Raw genomic sequence first — 16,330 nt, 5'->3', positions numbered from 1 at the left:
CAGTAGGGCAGTAGGGCAGTAGGGCAGAGAAGGATATGTGCGTTGCGGTCGTCCGCAAGCCAAACATACTCCCCTACTCCCTTATTCCCCTATTCCCTTAACATACTGCCTTACTGCCCTACTGCCTTAACCCCTTAATCAAACACAATCGCCGGCGCTGGCTTTCCAGCCCCCTTGCCGCCCTTCATGTTGTCCCAGACCTTGGCCGCAATATCGCGATAGATTTTCGCGTGTTCGCTCTCCGGCTCCTTGACCGTGATCGGGGTTCCGGCGTCCGAATAGGCGCGCACGTCCATATGCAGCGGCACTTCGCCGAGGAACGGCACGTCGAGACGTTCGGCCTCCCTGCGCGCGCCGCCATTGCCGAAAATATCGTAGCGCGCGCCGGTGTCGGGCGCGATGAAGTAGCTCATGTTTTCCACGATGCCCAGAAGTGGGACATCCACCTTGCGGAACATGTTCAGCCCCTTGCGCGCATCGATCAGCGCCAGATCCTGCGGTGTCGAAACGACCACGGCACCCGCCAGCGGCACCTGCTGCGCCATGGTGAGCTGCGCGTCGCCGGTGCCGGGCGGCATGTCGACCACCAGCACATCAAGCTCGCCCCAGGCCACTTCGCGCAGCATCTGCGTCAGCGCCGACATGACCATCGGTCCGCGCCAGATCATCGGCGTTTCCTCATCGACCATGAAGCCCATGGACATGACCTTGATGCCGTAATTTTCCATCGGCTTCAGGATGCGGCCCTCCACCGTTTCCGGACGACCGGAAAGACCGAGCAGGCGCGGCATGGACGGCCCGTAAATATCGGCGTCGAGAATGCCGACCTTCAGCCCGTTGGCGGCAAGGCCGAGCGCCAGATTGACCGCCGTGGTGGATTTTCCGACGCCGCCCTTGCCCGATGCAACGGCGATGATCGCGCCGACGCCGGGAATGCCCGGCTTCGTCGCCGCGCGCTGCGGCGGCGCGGGATGGCGGTGCTGCGCCGGTGCGGCTGCTGGTCTAGCTTGGGGTTTTGGCGGTGGGGGCGCGTCGTCGCTGGTGCGTCCGCCCTTCTTTTCGGCGGTGAGCGTGACCAGCGCGCCGGTGACGCCCGGAATTTCCTTCACCGCCTTCTCGGCGGCAAGCCGCATCGGCTCCAGCGCGTCGGCGCGCTCGGCAGGAACCGTGATGGAGAAGAAGACCTTGCCGTCGGCAATAAAGATATCCGACACCAGACCGAGCGACACGACATCGCTTTCGAAATCCGGTCCCGTCACGGCCCGCAGCCGCTCCTGAACCTGTTCGCGTGTTACGCTTGCCATTTCGATTCCTTTAACAAAGGCAGTAAGGGAATAGGGGAGTAAGGGAGTATGTTTGAAAACATATTGCCTTACTGCCTATTCCCATACTCCCCTACTCCCCTATTCCCATTTCACCAAGAGGCCAATATTCATTCAGGCCGCTTCCTCACAAACGGCAGCCTCGGGGCGGTGGCCCATGAGATAAAGCGCGCAGGTCGTGCGCAGCATGGAGGCGAAGTTGGGGATCGCGCCATTGGCCTCCAGCGCTTCATCGTAAAGCGTCGATATGAAGCGGGGCGTGGTCAGGTTCTGGCTGGCCGCGATCTCGTCCAGCAGGCGCCAGAAGGTGGCCTCCAGCTGAATGCTGGTGGAATGGCCGCCTATGCGCACGGAGCGGTTGATCTGCCGGTAGCCTTCCGGGTCCTGCTCGGCGAAAACCTTGCACATGGGTTCCTCCATTCATTAAGAGCACGAAACTGGCTGTGGTAGCCGATTGCCACCACGCCGTGGTTTTTTCTTCCATAATCGACAACCAGCAAGACAATCGCAAGCCGCATTTGACGAAGCGGCGAAAGAAACAGGAGTAGCATGTGGCCAAAGCCATTCATTCGATGATCCGTGTTCTCGACGAGGAAAAATCCGTTTCCTTCTACAAACAGGCTTTTGGCCTCGATATTGCCGAGCGCATCGATTTCGAAACCTTCACGCTGATCTATCTACGCAATGCCGAAGCCGATTTCGAAGTCGAACTGACGGTCAACAAGGGCCGCACCGAGCCTTACAACCTGGGCGACGGCTACGGCCATCTCGCCGTCGTGGTCGATGATGTCGATGCCGAACATGCCCGCTTCAGCGAACTTGGCTTCAAGGTCGGCAAGCTCGTCGATTTCAAGAACAATGGCGTGCAGCTTGCCCGCTTCTTCTTCGCGGAAGACCCGGACGGCTACAAGATCGAAGTTCTGCAACGCGGGGGCCGTTACCGGTAGGCCCGCCCATCGTCCCTCATGGCCGGGAGGAGCGGCCCTGAAGGATGCGAATGCCAGCGCTCCCGGTGGTGGAAATCTCCGGGAACGCACAGCCAGCCCGCCCATCCCGGACGGGCAAGCAATGGAGGAGAACCGAATGACAACCGTTTTCGACGGTCTTTCCACCCGGGAGAAAAGGACGCTGTCGCGCCGCGACATTCTCAAGCGCGGCGCGGGCCTCAGCCTCGGGGCCATGCTGGTCATCAGCGGCAACGCCGTTATCTGCCCGCAATTCGCATGGGCGCTGGAGACCGCCACGCTCAAGCCCGAAACCATGGCGACCCTGATCCAGCTCGCACGCGACATCTACCCGCACGACAAGCTGCCCGACCGTTTCTACGCCATCGCCGTCAAGCCCTATGATGCGGATTCCGCCAAGGACGAGACGCTGAAGAAGCTGATCGAGGACGGTGTCGCCGATCTGGACAAGCGGGCCGGAGCCGGAGGCTATCTGGGTCTGGGCTGGGAGGAAGAGCGCGTCGCGATCCTGCGCGATATCGAGAAGAGCCCCTTCTTCCAGAAGGTGCGCAGCGGGCTTGTGACCGGCCTCTACAACCAGAAGGAAATCTGGCCGCTCTTCGGCTACGAGGGCGAGGCCTATTCCAAGGGCGGCTATATCCAGCGCGGCTTCGACGATATCGAATGGCTGTAAGCGCTCCGGCGCCGGAACACACCAATTTCAAAGCGGCATCCCCGTCCTGCAAGCGCCTTGCCTGCGGAAACGGGAGAGCATTGGGAGGAAACAATGGCTGCTCCATATGATCTCAAGAACGACAAGGTCGTCGTCATCATCGGCTCGGGCGCAGGCGGCGGCACGCTCGGCAACGAACTGGCCCAGAAAGGCATCGACGTCGTCATTCTGGAAGCGGGAAAACGCCACGAATTCGAAGACTTCATCAATGACGAATGGGACAGTTTCGACCAGCTCGCCTGGCTCGACAAGCGCACCACATCGGGCAGCTGGCGCGTGTCGCACGATTTCCCGAACCTGCCCGCATGGATCGTGAAGGCCGTCGGCGGCACCACCACGCACTGGGCGGGCGCATCGCTGCGCTTTCAGGATTACGAGTTCCAGACGCTTACCCATTACGGCAAGGTCGAAGGGGCGAACCTGCTCGACTGGCCGATCACGCTCGCCGAACTGGAGCCCTATTACGTCAAGGCAGAGGACAAGATGGGCGTCACCCGCACCAACGGGATCGAGGGTCTGCCCGGCAACAATAATTTCAAGGTTCTGAAGGCGGGCGCCGACAAGCTCGGCTACAAGGAATGCCATACGGGCCGCATGGCGATCAACTCCGCGCCGCGCGACGACCGCATGGGCTGCCAGCAGACCGGCTTCTGCTTCCAGGGCTGCAAATGGGGCGCGAAATGGTCGACGCTCTATACGGAAATCCCGAAGGGCGAGGAAACCGGCAGGCTGGAAGTTCGCCCGGAATGCACGGCGCTCAAGATCGAGCACAATGCGGCAGGCAAGGTGACGGGCGTGCTCTATGCCGACAAGGACGGCAAGCAGCATTTCCAGAAAGCGCGCGTCGTCTGCGTGGCTGGCAATTCGATCGAAAGCCCGCGCCTCCTGCTGAACTCGGCCTCATCGAAATTCCCGGACGGCCTTGCCAATTCCTCGGGACAGGTGGGGCGCAACTATATGCGCCACACCACCGGCTCGGTCTATGCCTCATTCGAAAAGCCGGTGCACATGTATCGCGGAACGACCATGGCGGGGATCATCCGCGACGAGGCTGCGCATAATCCGAAACGCGGTTTCGTCGGCGGCTATGAGATGGAAACCATCTCGCTCGGCCTGCCCTTCATGGCGGCCTTCCTCAATCCGGGCGGCTGGGGACGCGGCTTCACCTCGGCGCTTGACGATTATGTCAACATGGCGGGCCTGTGGATCGTCGGCGAAGACATGCCGCAGGAGAAAAACCGCATCACGCTCAGCAAGGATGTGAAGGACGAACACGGCCTGCCGGTTCCCGATGTCTATTATGACGACCATCCCAACGACATTGCCATGCGCAACCATGCCTATGCGCAGGGCAAGGCGCTTTACGAAGCCGTCGGCGCGATCCGCACCTTTCCGACGCCGCCCTATCCGTCAACGCATAATCTGGGCACCAACCGGATGAGCGAAAAGCCGCAGGATGGCGTGGTGAACAAGCACGGTCAGACGCATGAAATCAAGAACCTGTTCATTTCCGACGGCAGCCAGTTCACCACCGGCGGGGCGGAAAATCCGACCCTGACCATCGTGGCGCTCGCCATCCGTCAGGCGGATTATATTGCCGAACAGATGAAGAAGCGGGCGATCTAGAGCATTTCCAGCAAAAGTGTGAAACGGTTTTGCGTTGGATAATGCGATAAAACAAATAGTTAGAGCGGTTCCCGCGATTCTGTCAGAATAGGAACCGCTCCAGAGCATGTCTCCCAAAAGTGTGAAACGGTTTTGGGAGAAAGACATGCGTAAAATCAAACCGAAGATCGCCTGACCCGCATGGAACAAAAAGGGCGGAAGCGCGAACCGGGCGCATCCGCCCCTGACGCCCGGCCTATCCTCCCCCCGACCGCTGCAAGGCGGAAACGGCGCGACCAATTCGCGCCGTTTCTGTTTGATGCTTGGCAAAGACGGCCTGCATGGGATACGTAATCTCGGCTTGCATGGAGAAGCTTTGAGTTGAAGACGAGCATCGGCCAATATCGGATGTCTCTGGCGATACGCATCCTCAGCGTATTCGCCTTGATGTTCGTCGCCTTTGCGCACAAGCCCGTCGACCTCAATGCACCCGACAGCTACCTGCTGGCCCAATACCAGTTGCCGGATGGCAGCTATCCGGTGCTCTGCATCGGCGATCATGGCTCCGATCCGGACCAGAATGGCCATGACAAGCACTTCAGCAACAATGGTTGCGAAGCCTGCCGGATTTCCTCGGCCTTCCTGTGCCCCGCGCCAGCCGGTTCCACCGGCGCCGCCCCGCACATCGCCATGGCCGACGGCATCGTGCCGCCGCAGCCCATCCTGCGGCACAGCACCTACCCGCCATCGGCACCGCCGCAAGCGCCGCCTCTCGCCTGAATATGATCTTTTGAACGAATGCCCCCGCATTCGGAATTGAACGCGCCCGAACCCTGTTTCGGTGTGCCTACCAATGATTATTCAGGTTTGAAACAATGAAGAACCATCGTCTTTTCGCCTCCGCAATCTCGCTTGCCGCGCTGTGCGCTTCCGCAGGTCTGGCACAGGCCCATTCCTCGCTCGACCAGGGCGAAGCCAAGGCCGGCAGCTTCTACAAGGCCACCTTCCGCGTGCCGCATGGCTGCGACGGCATGGCCACGACCGAAGTGAAGATCGAGCTTCCCGAGGGCTTCGTTTCCGCCCAGCCGCAGGCCAAGGCGGGCTGGAAGATCGAGACCGCCAAGGGCGACTACGCCCGGAGCTACAAGGTGCACGGCAAGGACGTGACCTCCGGCGTTCGCGAAGTGCGTTTCACCGATGGCAGCCTGCCGGGCGATTTCTATGACGAATTCACCGTCGTCGGCCAGCTCGCCAAGTTCGACAAGGACACCACCCTCTCCTTCCCCGTGACGCAGCTTTGCGGAAGCGCCGCGTCGGTTGCCTGGACGGAAATTCCCAAGGAAGGCCAAAACCCGCACGATCTCGAACATCCCGCGCCGCAGCTTCTGGTGAAGGTCGCCGGTGCCGATGACGGACACGACGAACATGGCGGCGGTCACGGCGATCATGGTCAAATGAGCAAGATGGACCATGCCTCCATGCAGGCGGCGGCCCCGACCAGGCTCGGCGAACTGGAAATCACGGCTCCTTCGGTGCGGGCCATGGTTCCCGGCGCCAAGGTTGCTGGCGGTTTTCTCACCATCGCCAATGACGGCAAGGAGGCCGACAAGCTGGTTTCGGTGACCACCAAAGACGTCAAGCGCGTCGAAATCCACGAAATGTCGATGCAGAACGACGTGATGAAGATGCGCCAGCTTGAAGGCGGCCTGGAGATTCCGGCAGGCGGGAAGGTCGAGCTGAAATCCGGCGGTTACCACCTCATGTTCATCCAGCCGGAGAAGCCCTACAAGGAAGGCGAGACCGTTTCCGTCACGCTGGAATTCGAAAAGGCTGGCAAGGTGACGATCGACTTCCCCGTCACCGCGAAAAGCGGCCAGAAGGACGAAGACCATTCGGGTCACTAGAGCATGGTTCGACCCGAGTGACACCCGGCTGGTGCGTCTCCAGAGCGCAGTCCGGCCGGAGTGAAACGAGGATCGATCAAGATCATGCTTGAAGAAGTCAGAGCGCCGGCCTGATCCATACAGGTCGAAAAGCTCTGATGCGCATCCCGAAACCGTTTCACGGTTCGGGATGCCCCCGGCACTGCGGTCGCATATTCGCAGGCTGTGGCGGAAGAGTGATTTTCGCGTACCGCGCGGAGCGTATTTCCGGGCATGATCCCGAAAGGCCGCAGGCTTTTCGCAAAGGATCATGCGGCGGAGAAAGCGACGCGAGCAGGATGCGCAGACCGATTGCTCTTTGCAGCCCGGCGTCCCGGAGAATGCGACTGTGGTGAGCAAAGGGGCGGATGATCCGCGTCGTCTCTCCCTCGCGCATTATGCGCCCGTTTGCCGCAACCGCTGAACCCCCGCAGCGGTTGCGTTCCTTCCTGAATGCTGTAAACATGACTATTAGAGTCTAGAATAATTCCAAACAATTGAAATCCAACAAGATTTTAAACTTGAGTAATTGACTCCAGATGGATTTTCGGGCTTTTATGGATGGTGCAAATTCACAACCTTTGATGTCTGGGCCTTGAACCCTTTCGATTGGAGGACCCTATGATTGGTCTCGGCGAATGCCGGTCCGCAAATGTCGACGGCCTGCCCTGGCAGCTTCGTCTCCTGCCGACCGGATATTGCAATGTGCGAGGGGAAACGGAACGTTTCCGGGCGGGCGGGCGTGGCTCCGCATCCGCAGCCTCGTGTTCGTTCCGCTCCTTCTTCGGGAGGCGGACATGAATATGCGCATATCCCAACTGAACGGTGCCAACACCGCAGGCTATTTCGACCGCCTGCCGGAAAAGCTGGTGCTGGAAGGCTATCGCCGCTGGACCGCGGGTTTCGAGACGGGTTCGATCATCCCGTGGGAAATGACCTGGGGCCTCTATTCGGAAGTGCTTGGGGCAAGCGAGGCCAGGCGGGCGGTGGGCGAGCTGTCGCATTTCATCCGCGTTCTGCGTCATTGCGCCAGCTGTCCCTTGCGGGCCTTCCCCTTCGATTCGCACCATGTCTGCCGCGAGGAATGCCTGACGCTGGGGCTGATTTCCGGCATCCAGAACCAGGACGCGCTGATGCTCGATACCTGCCTTGAAGCCATTGCCTGTCATCGCCGCTGCGACGATGTGGCAGGGGCTGCACGCAATTTTGCCGACACGCTGGCTGATTTCGGCCAGACTTTGTTGCCAATACCGATCCATGCCATCGACAGCGCCTTGAATTTTACGCCGCGCGCGACTTTTCACTGAACGGCTCCTGACGGGCCCCCTGACTGAAAGGTCCCAGCGTCTGCGAATGAACGTGATTCGATATTTTAAGCCGCCGTCCATCGGCGCAAGGAGATAGAAATGCAGGCCAGAACCGAACGACGCCTCGGCATTGCCGCCGCCCTCGTCCTGACCGCAGGAGCGTTTGTCATGCCGGGCGTATCCACCCAGGTCGTGCAGAACCAGGTCGCGCCGCAGAGCCATATCCATATGGCTTCGGCGGAAAACCTGCGCGCCGAACTGCGCCATTTCGTCAGGCTTGGAGAAGCCATGCCGAAGTCGGTGCGCTTCGAATAAGCTTTTGAAACCGAAACGGAAAAGGCCGCGCCTGATCTGGCGCGGCCTTTTTGTTTGACCCGAAACGGTCGGTTTCACTCCAGCGACGTCCGGCCCTGGAGCATTTCCAGCAAAAGTGTGAAACGGTTTCGTTGGATAATGCGATAAAACAAATAGTTAAAGCGGTTCCGGCGATTGCGTTAGAACAGGAGCCGCTCTAGCCGACGATGATCGGCGCCTTGCCCTGCACGCGATTATAGAGATCGATGATGTCCTGATTCATCAGGCGGATACAGCCCGAGGACATGGACTGGCCGATCGACCACCATTCCGGCGAGCCGTGGATGCGATAGCCGGTGTCGCGGCCGTTCTGGTAGATATAGAGCGCGCGGGCGCCGAGCGGGTTTTGCGGGCCGGGTTCCTGTCCGTTGCGGTACTTTTCCAGTTCCGGCTTGCGCTGGATCATTTCCGGCGGCGGCGTCCAGCGCGGCCATTGCTTCTTGTACTGGACGTTGGCGGTGCCCTGCCACTCGAAACCGGCCTTGCCGATGCCGACGCCATAGCGCAGCGCCTCGCCGCCCGGCAGGACGTAGTAGAGATAGTGGTCCTTGAGGCTGACCACGATGGTGCCCGGCGCCTGCCCGGTCGGGTCCGGCACGATCTGGCGGCGGAACTGCTTCGGCACCTTGTCATAAGGAATGGCCGGGAGATCGTAGGGCCCTTCCTTCACCGACGCATACATGACGTCCGGCGTGGTGATGGCCCTGTCGACGCTGATCTGCGGGCGCATCGGCGTGATCCCGCCCGTCGACATCGGATCGACATTCATCTGGAAGGCCGACATATCCATCGTCTGCGAACAGCCGGCAGCACCGGTGAGGAGGATGGCTCCGGTGCCGAAAAGGAAATGGCGGCGGCTTAGATCATCACGCGACTTCGACATGCAACTGACCCTGAAACAAGGGATGAAACGACGGTTGAAAAACAGCCGCAACGCGACCGCCATACTGAACAGCAATTTGCGTTCTTATGGTTGAAGAACGGTTAAACAACTCGCGCAAACGTGTCTCAAAATTGCAGTTTAAAGCTTAAATTGCAGCGATCACCGCTATTCAATCGATTTAAATATCAAGGCAAATACGGCGAAGGTGTGTTGAAATGGTTTTTTGATGGCGAAATTGTGGCTTTTGCGCCTTTTCACTATTTCCAGTTGCATCCGGATGGCAAAAAGCCAGGTCGCAAAACCCGGCCCATGAAACCATTGTCTGCGGCGATCAATAATCTTTTTCGTAGAAGATGCCGCCGCTGGAATCGCCTTCCGCACCCAGTGCGCCCTTGGCCTTGAGGTTGCGGGTGATGTCGAGATTGATCGTGCCCTTGGTCGAGCCGCCCGAGCCTGCTTCGACACCCAGATAGATGTTGTCGCGGATATAACGTCCGGCGCGAACCGCCGTCTGGCCCTTCTCATCCGTCACCACGTCGAGATCATCGAGACCCGTCCCGGCGCGCAGCTTGTTCATCAGCGAGTTGTTGGAACCGCCCGCAAGTTCGGCTGCGGCAGCGGCAAGCTGTGCGATCTGGAACGCCGACAATTCGCCGATGGAGCGCTTGAAGATCAGCTGCGCCAGCACTTCGTCCTGCGGCAGTTCCGGCGTGGAAGAGAACTTGATGTCGAGATTGTCGACCGTACCCGTCACCGTCACGATTGCCGTGATTTCATTGCCTTCCGAGCGGGCCACGAAGTTGAGCTGCGGATTGAGATCGCCCACCAGCGTGACATGGCCTTCGTCGAAGGTGATGCGCTGGCCGAGAATGCCGATGCGCCCGCGGATCATGTCGAAGGAGCCGACCGGCTTGATATCGGTCACAGGTCCGGTCAGGCGAAGGCGTCCGCCCAGTTCCGTATCGAGACCGCGACCGCGCACGAAAATCTGGTTCGGCGCATTGATGAGAACGTCGAGGCGCGGCACGGTCGGGCGTGCTGTCGGGGTCGGCACCCGGCTGCGGCGTGTTTCAACCCGGGCGCGGTCGAGCGTCACCTGAACATTCTTCGGCGTGTTCTTGTGGCGGACCGGGACATAGGCCGCGCCGCCGCCGAGATTTTCCGGCACGGAGATTTCAGCCCGGTCGACGTCGATGCGGCCTGAAATCAGCGGATCGCGCATCAGCGGCCCATTGATCGTAATCCCGCCATTGACGGTCGCCACGACCAGCTTGCCGTCGGCATAGCGGGCGCGATCGAGCTTGATCTCGATATTGGCCGGGAAGTTTGCTTCGGCGTTGGTCGAGATCGTGCCGCTTGCGGAAACCGATCCGCCGCTGCCAAGCGCGGCATTGACCTGACGCAGCGTGATGGTTTCACCATCCATGCTGCCCATGACATTGATATTGTTGAGGCGGACATTGGTATCGGGATCGATGAAAGTCGCGCCATTGGTGGAGAACATGCCGCGCAATTGCGGACGGTTGAAGCCGCCCGAAACACTGGCGGTCAACGTCAGCGTGCCGTTTGCCTGTGCGCCGCGATCTGCGAGGAAGCGGTTGGCGAGCGCCAGCGGAACGCTGCCATTGACATTGACGCCGAGCCCCTGCCCCGAGAACGGCACCTTGCCGCTGGCGGTGACATTGAGGCCGCGCGGACCGTCGACGGTGACCGACGAAAAGTCGATGGCCATGGCCGCATAGCTGCCCGCAGCCTGCAAGGTGAGCGGCGCAAGTCCGTTTTCGCGCAGCGGCCGGGCCGCAAGGCCGGTGCCGCGCAGGTTGAAGGTCGCCGCAGGGTTGGTGAGCGGGCCGGTGACCCGCGCCGTGCCGGTGACATTGCCCGCGAGATCCTGTCCCTTGACCGCACCGTTCAGCGCCGTCAGCGGAAGATTGGCGAGGTTGACGTCGAGAGCGAGATCACCTTTTCCAAGCGGCACGCCGCCATTGGCGCGCACATCGATGCCGCCGCCTCCGGTGACATGCGCATCGACATTGAGCCGGTTATTGGCCGAGGTGCCCTTGGCGTCGGCATTGAGAGCCGCGATGCCCTGCTTTTTGAGTTCGGCCGCCGTCACGCCGCGCGCCGCCATGTCGAAGGCGACATTGGGCGCTTCCTTGGTACCGGTGATGCGGGCCGTGCCGTTGACCGTGCCGCCAAGCCCCAGTTCCGGCTTGAACGTATTGGCGAGCGCCAGCGGCAGATTGGAAAGCGCCACCGAAAGATCGAGACGGCCATCGACGACGCCGTTGACCTTGACCTGACCGGCGCTGGCATCCGCGCCCGTATTGATGATGATATCCCCGAAGGAGATTTCCTCGCCCTTCATGGAAATGGTGGCGGGCGCGGCCAGATTGGCGCTGAGCGTGCCCTGCTTCACATTGGCCGAGGCGAGCCCCAGTTCAAAACCGCCATCCTTTGGCTCAAGCGAACCGGCGGCGCTGGCAACCGTGCCGATCTTCAGTCTGGTATTGGCAGTGAAATCGGTCTTCGAACCGGTCGCATTGGCCTTGGCGTCAAAGCTGTCGATGCCGAACGTGCCGACCATGATGTCGCGCGCCGCAGCATTGCCATCGACCACCGGTACACCGAACAGGTCCCGGGCCGTCAGCGCAATATCAGCCGAGGTGATGCGGTTGCCATTGACCTTGATGCCCTTGGCGTTTGCGGTGACGGATGCATTCTGGCGACCATCGCTGGCGTCCAGCGTAATGTCGGCATTGGCGGCACCGGTCGCTTCGGCAAGCGCCAGGGCTGCGGCCGTGGAAATATCCGGGGCGTCGAGCTTCAGCGCGCCGGTCAGGAGACCTTTCGCGTTCTGGGTCACATTGCCGGAAAGATGCGCGCCGCCCGCATTGAAGACGAGGTCGGTCAGGCGCTTTTCGTCATTGACGATATCGATCAGCGTTCCCAGATCGACGCGCTGGCCGTTGAGGAAGGCGCTGCCCGCAAGCTTGCCGGACAAGGCGGCACCCGTCGTGGCGTTGCCGTCGAGCATGGCGTTGAAATCGAGGCCGCCTTCGGAAAGCTTGCGCCCGGCCAGAGTGCCTTGCGGCGCATCGGCGCGCAATGCGAGCGCGATCAGCTTGTCGTCACCGCGCGCGCTGCCCTTGACCGTCATCCGGCCCGATGCCTGATCGGAAAGAAGCTTGAGATCGGACAGCATGACGCCGAAATCGAAATTGGCCTTGTCGGAGGCAAAGGAGCCGTTGGCGGTAATTTCGCTCAACTCGTTGCCGATGCGGAAATCGCGCGCCGAAAAACCTTCCGCGCTGCGGCCAAGAGCGCCGCCCAGCGTAACCGCGCCATCGAGAATGCGGTCGACGGCTTGCGTGCCGGTGCGCATGTTCTGCGCCGTGCCGTTGAGGTCGAGCTGGAAACCGCCGCTGATCGGGCGGACGATGCCCCTGGCGTTGACATCGATGCTGCCCGCCAGGTCACGATCGGCCAGAGCGCCGAAAGGCGCGAGGCTTGCCACCTTGGCGGCGATATCGCCATTGAAGGCGAAGTCGTCGATATTGCCCTTGAGATCAAGGCTGAGACCGTTGCCGGAGATGTTGGCCTGGGCCAGTTCGACCGGCGAACCGGCGCGCCATGCGCCGTCGACGGCGAGCGCGATCCTGTTGCCGAGCGCCTCGGCGATTTCGGCGCGTTCCGCCGAAATGCCGTCCACCCCGCCATTCACCTTGAAGGTGATATGGCGATTGGTGGCGTCATTCAGGTTTTCGGCAACACCGCCCATGTCGAGCGCGATGCTTTCAGCGGAAATCGTGGCGTTCCTGAGACCGGCAATGGCAAGCGTTCCCGTCCAGTCATTGGTCGGGCGATCACCAAAGGCGACCTGGAATTTCGCATTGTCGATATAGGTTTCAGCCCCCTTGACCGGCAGGAGAACGCGTCCTTTGCCTTCATCGGCAATGGAAGCATCGATGTGCAGCTTGTTCAGGAAGCGGTCATTGCCGGTTTCGGCGGAAGCCTTGAGTTTCAGGGCCGCGCTGTTCAGCGCCAGATCGTCGAGACGGAAACCGCCTGCATCCTTGAGGAAGCCATCGGCGGAGAGCACCGTTTCAGCACCGAAGAAATCGCGGAATACCGGCGGCACCAGAACCGCGATCGGACCGTTGAAACGGGCGGAGAAAACACGACCGCCATCGGGCGCCTGACCTTGCCGGTCGAGCGTGAACTGGCCCGTCAGCGTGCGGCTGCCATTGGTGTCGAGCGCCAGATCGACCTTCAACCCGTCGAGCGGGCCGGCGCCCGTCAAGGTGAGATCGACCGGGGGGCGGCCATCGATGTTCAGCAGGTTGGCGACAATGCCATTGGCCGGTTCCGAGACTTTCAGGTCGAGATCGACCTTCTGGTCGGCATTGGCATAGGCGGCGCGAAGAGCGAAAGTGCCGCCCGGGCCGTCGAGGCGCTTGATGTCGAAGCTGGAATCCAGCGAGCCATCGGCAAGCGACAGGCGGCCATTGGCCGAGACTTCCGATTCGAGACCGAAAATGTCGGGCCCGAAATGCAGGCGCGCAATGGCGAGCTGGTCGAGATTGATCGAGATCGGCAGTTCCGGCAGGCTGAAGCTGGACGATTCCGGCGACGGCAGGCTGTTGTCCGGCAATGGCTTGCGGATGACGTCGATGCGTTCGGCGGCAAGCGACTGGATGCTGAGACGCCCGACCAGAAGCGCGGTGCGGCTCCAGTTCAGCTTGGCATTCTCGATGCGCAGCCACACACCTTCGCGGTCGGCGATGGTGATCGAGCCGACGGTGGCTTCCGAAGACAGAACGCCGCTGATGCCGGAAATGGAAATGCGGCGGTTGGGCGCGGAAAGCTGGCTTTCCACGAAGGACAGGAAATAGGATTTCTCTTCTTCTGCTGGTGCTTCTGCCTGTTCCTGTCCAGAGGCCTGATCTTGAGCTTGGGCGGGAACCTGAGCTTGAGCCTGCGACTGCTTCTGCTGTTCCGGCCAGCCGAAGATGACTGCCGTGACGGCGAAGGCGATGAAGGCGATGATTGCGAGAAATCTGGTCAAAACGCCTGTCCTATACCTACGTACAAGCCATAGCTCGGATCGCCCGAGCGGCGGTTGAGCGGAACGGCGACATCAAGGCGGATCGGCCCAAGGCCGGTCAGGTAGCGCAGACCGCCACCGACGCCGACACGCATCTGTTCCGAGAAATCGGGGAACGACTTTTCACCGACATAGCCGGCATCGACGAATGCCACCGCCCCGATCGAATCGGTGATGCGGGCGCGCACTTCGCCATTGGCCTCGACGAGCGAACGCCCGCCGACGATCTCGCCATTGCCTGCGCTGACGCCGATATTGCGATAGCCGTAACCGCGAACCGAGCCGCCGCCGCCTGCCAGGAAAAGCTGGCTTGGCGGTAGGTCCGCAGCGGATGCGCCGACTATCGAACCGACCTTCAGGCGGCCCGCCAGAATCACCCGGTCCTTCGCGCCGAAACCGTAATAGGTGCGGCCTTCGGCGGTGAAGCGGGTGGCGAAATTGCCATACTGGAATTCATAGAAAGGCTGGATATTGCCTTCCAGATAGAAGCCCGAACTCGGGTCCGGCTTGTTGTTGCGGCTGTCATAGAGGAGATTGCCTTCCAGACCCGCCGTCGTGAAGGTGCGGTCGCCATACACATCGTCGTTGAAGCGGCCATGGCTCGCCTTGGCATAGAGCGCGCCCGACAGTTCGTCGCTGAATATCTGCGTGAAACCGGTCTTCGCATTGACCGAGGTTTCGGTATAGGCGTCCAGCACTTCGCGCTTGGCGTCGAGCGATGCGACGAAATCCGTGTCCGGCGTATAGACGCCCGGCTTGGTAAAAGTTGTCCCCAGAAGATAGGTGAAGTTCTTCGGGTCGAAGGAATTGTCCTGCGTGCCGCCAATGCCGCTGACCTTGGCGTCGAAGCGCAGGCGCTCGCCGCGTCCGAACAGGTTGCGGTGCATCCAGTATCCGGTGAGGCCGAAGCCGTCGATGGTCGAATATTCGGCACCGAAGCCGAAGCGGCGCGGCTTGCGCTCCTGCACATTGAGCGTCATCGGCAGGCTGCCGTCCGGCTCGATCTTTTCGGCTTCCTCGAAGCTCATGGCGCGGAAGACTTCCATGCGGCCAAGACGCTTCTTTGCTTTCTCGATATCGTCGGGATCGTATTCCTGGCCTTCTTTCAGCCCCGTCATCCAGGCGACGAATTGCGGGTCCATGCGCGCCGTTCCGACCACGCTGACCGGGCCGTAATGCGCCTTCTGGCCCGGATCGAGCGAAATATCGGCGGAAACCCGGTTGTCGGCGTGATCGGCCACGATGTCCTGATCGGTAACGCGCGCCTTGGCGTAACCCTGCTGGCGCCATGCCTCGACGGCGAGACGCTCGGCCCGGATGACCGTGCCCGAACGCGCCACCTGTCCCGGCGCAAAACCGGCCTCTTCGGGCGATTGCACGTGATCGCGCTTGTCGACCGGCGGCGGCGCAATATTGGAGATCGCGGTGCGCGCGAACAGAAATTGCGGGCCGGGATCGACGGTGATCGCGATCTTCGGATCGTTTGGAATATCCGCATCGGGCGGAATTTCGTTCGCCTCGCGGCCATCGACAAGGATGGAAATGGTGCCGCCATAGCGGCCCTCGCCATAGAGCGCGGCCAGGATGCGGCGATAGTCGCCGCGCGCCTTGGCGAGCAGTCCGGCGGAACCCGAAGCGGGTCGCTCCGCATCCGCGACGAGGCCCGACGCGCCTTCGATGATGGATTTCAGATCGGCTTCAGTGCCGTCCGCATTCTTGCGGTCGCCCGTGGTCGTGACCTCGACCGTATAGGTCTTCGGGTCGATGATATCCGGGTCTTCCTTCTTGTCCTCGCCCCACAGGCGGATTCCGAACAGCTCGAATGCCAGCGCAGGCGACACCGTGAGCGAGGAAAAATGCGCCGCCAGCAAAAGCATGGCGATGCTCTTTCCCTGTATCGTCCTGTTACTCCAAGTCATACGCGTTACTGTCCGGTTCCTGTCTATGCGGTCGCCTGGCAGCGTCCCGTTCACACCCCCAGCCCAGGACGTTTCAGGGATTACCATGGGGAGAACAGAACTCCAAGCGACAACGCTAGATATGGACCATTTCAGTCAACGGAGTATTAACGTTACCACACTCCTGCGACCGCTCGCGCAGGTTGAGCGGACAGCGCCGCGCATTCGCCGGTGATTATCGAAAATTCCCAAAAA

At 61.0% G+C, this 16,330-nt stretch carries 12 protein-coding genes; 7 read left to right on the top strand and 5 right to left on the bottom strand.

Annotated elements, in window-relative coordinates; genetic code table 11:
- Positions 1-134 precede the first annotated feature (134 nt).
- Together apbC and ACS5UA_RS10670 are read right to left on the bottom strand one after the other, a co-directional pair.
- On the bottom strand, positions 135-1,304 hold the full coding sequence (gene apbC / locus ACS5UA_RS10675; protein ID WP_006465780.1) for an iron-sulfur cluster carrier protein ApbC: 1,170 nt from the start codon (positions 1,302-1,304) through the stop codon (positions 135-137).
- Between the two features lie 132 nt (positions 1,305-1,436).
- Positions 1,437-1,730, bottom strand: coding sequence for a ribbon-helix-helix domain-containing protein (locus ACS5UA_RS10670; RefSeq protein WP_006471202.1), 294 nt, complete (start codon positions 1,728-1,730; stop codon positions 1,437-1,439).
- A 143-nt stretch (positions 1,731-1,873) separates the two neighbouring features.
- On the opposite strand from ACS5UA_RS10670, the gene ACS5UA_RS10665 reads away from it, so the two are divergent.
- The 7 genes from ACS5UA_RS10665 to ACS5UA_RS10635 all read left to right on the top strand — a co-directional run bounded on the left by ACS5UA_RS10665 (position 1,874) and on the right by ACS5UA_RS10635 (position 8,148).
- On the top strand, positions 1,874-2,269 hold the full coding sequence (locus ACS5UA_RS10665) for a VOC family protein (protein WP_262074507.1): 396 nt from the start codon (positions 1,874-1,876) through the stop codon (positions 2,267-2,269).
- A gap of 136 nt (positions 2,270-2,405) precedes the next feature.
- Positions 2,406-2,960: a hypothetical protein gene (locus ACS5UA_RS10660; RefSeq protein ID WP_025090699.1), complete on the top strand. Its 555-nt coding sequence runs from the start codon at positions 2,406-2,408 to the stop codon at positions 2,958-2,960.
- Between the two features lie 93 nt (positions 2,961-3,053).
- Complete coding sequence (locus ACS5UA_RS10655) at positions 3,054-4,625, top strand: GMC family oxidoreductase (RefSeq protein WP_262074503.1); 1,572 nt, start codon at positions 3,054-3,056, stop codon at positions 4,623-4,625.
- 360 nt (positions 4,626-4,985) lie between these two features.
- The gene (locus ACS5UA_RS10650; protein ID WP_113474384.1) at positions 4,986-5,384 is read left to right on the top strand and encodes a hypothetical protein; all 399 of its coding nucleotides are present in this window, start codon (positions 4,986-4,988) and stop codon (positions 5,382-5,384) included.
- A gap of 95 nt (positions 5,385-5,479) precedes the next feature.
- Complete coding sequence (locus tag ACS5UA_RS10645; protein WP_262074501.1) at positions 5,480-6,508, top strand: DUF1775 domain-containing protein; 1,029 nt, start codon at positions 5,480-5,482, stop codon at positions 6,506-6,508.
- Between the two features lie 815 nt (positions 6,509-7,323).
- A complete protein-coding gene (locus ACS5UA_RS10640; protein WP_443101303.1) occupies positions 7,324-7,833 on the top strand; it encodes a hypothetical protein in 510 nt (169 codons plus the stop codon).
- Positions 7,834-7,932: 99 nt separating this feature from the next.
- On the top strand, positions 7,933-8,148 hold the full coding sequence (locus ACS5UA_RS10635; RefSeq protein WP_006465772.1) for a hypothetical protein: 216 nt from the start codon (positions 7,933-7,935) through the stop codon (positions 8,146-8,148).
- Positions 8,149-8,344: 196 nt separating this feature from the next.
- Here ACS5UA_RS10635 and ACS5UA_RS10630 read toward each other — a convergent pair whose 3' ends face one another.
- The 3 genes from ACS5UA_RS10630 to ACS5UA_RS10620 all read right to left on the bottom strand — a co-directional run bounded on the left by ACS5UA_RS10630 (position 8,345) and on the right by ACS5UA_RS10620 (position 16,096).
- Complete coding sequence (locus ACS5UA_RS10630) at positions 8,345-9,070, bottom strand: L,D-transpeptidase (RefSeq protein WP_006471206.1); 726 nt, start codon at positions 9,068-9,070, stop codon at positions 8,345-8,347.
- Positions 9,071-9,401: 331 nt separating this feature from the next.
- Positions 9,402-14,138, bottom strand: a complete 4,737-nt coding sequence (locus ACS5UA_RS10625) for a translocation/assembly module TamB domain-containing protein (RefSeq protein ID WP_262074498.1) — start codon at positions 14,136-14,138, stop codon at positions 9,402-9,404.
- Entirely contained in the window at positions 14,135-16,096 is a 1,962-nt protein-coding gene (locus tag ACS5UA_RS10620) for an autotransporter assembly complex protein TamA (protein WP_425393938.1), read from the bottom strand. Before ACS5UA_RS10620 ends, ACS5UA_RS10625 begins: the two co-directional genes overlap by 4 nt.
- Positions 16,097-16,330: the final 234 nt, after the last annotated feature.

This window comes from Brucella sp. RRSP16 (assembly GCF_052246815.1).
GTDB classification, from domain to species: Bacteria; Pseudomonadota; Alphaproteobacteria; order Rhizobiales; family Rhizobiaceae; genus Brucella; species Brucella intermedia.
Note: the sequence above shows the minus strand (reverse complement) of the source record. Positions and strands in the feature narration are given on the sequence as shown.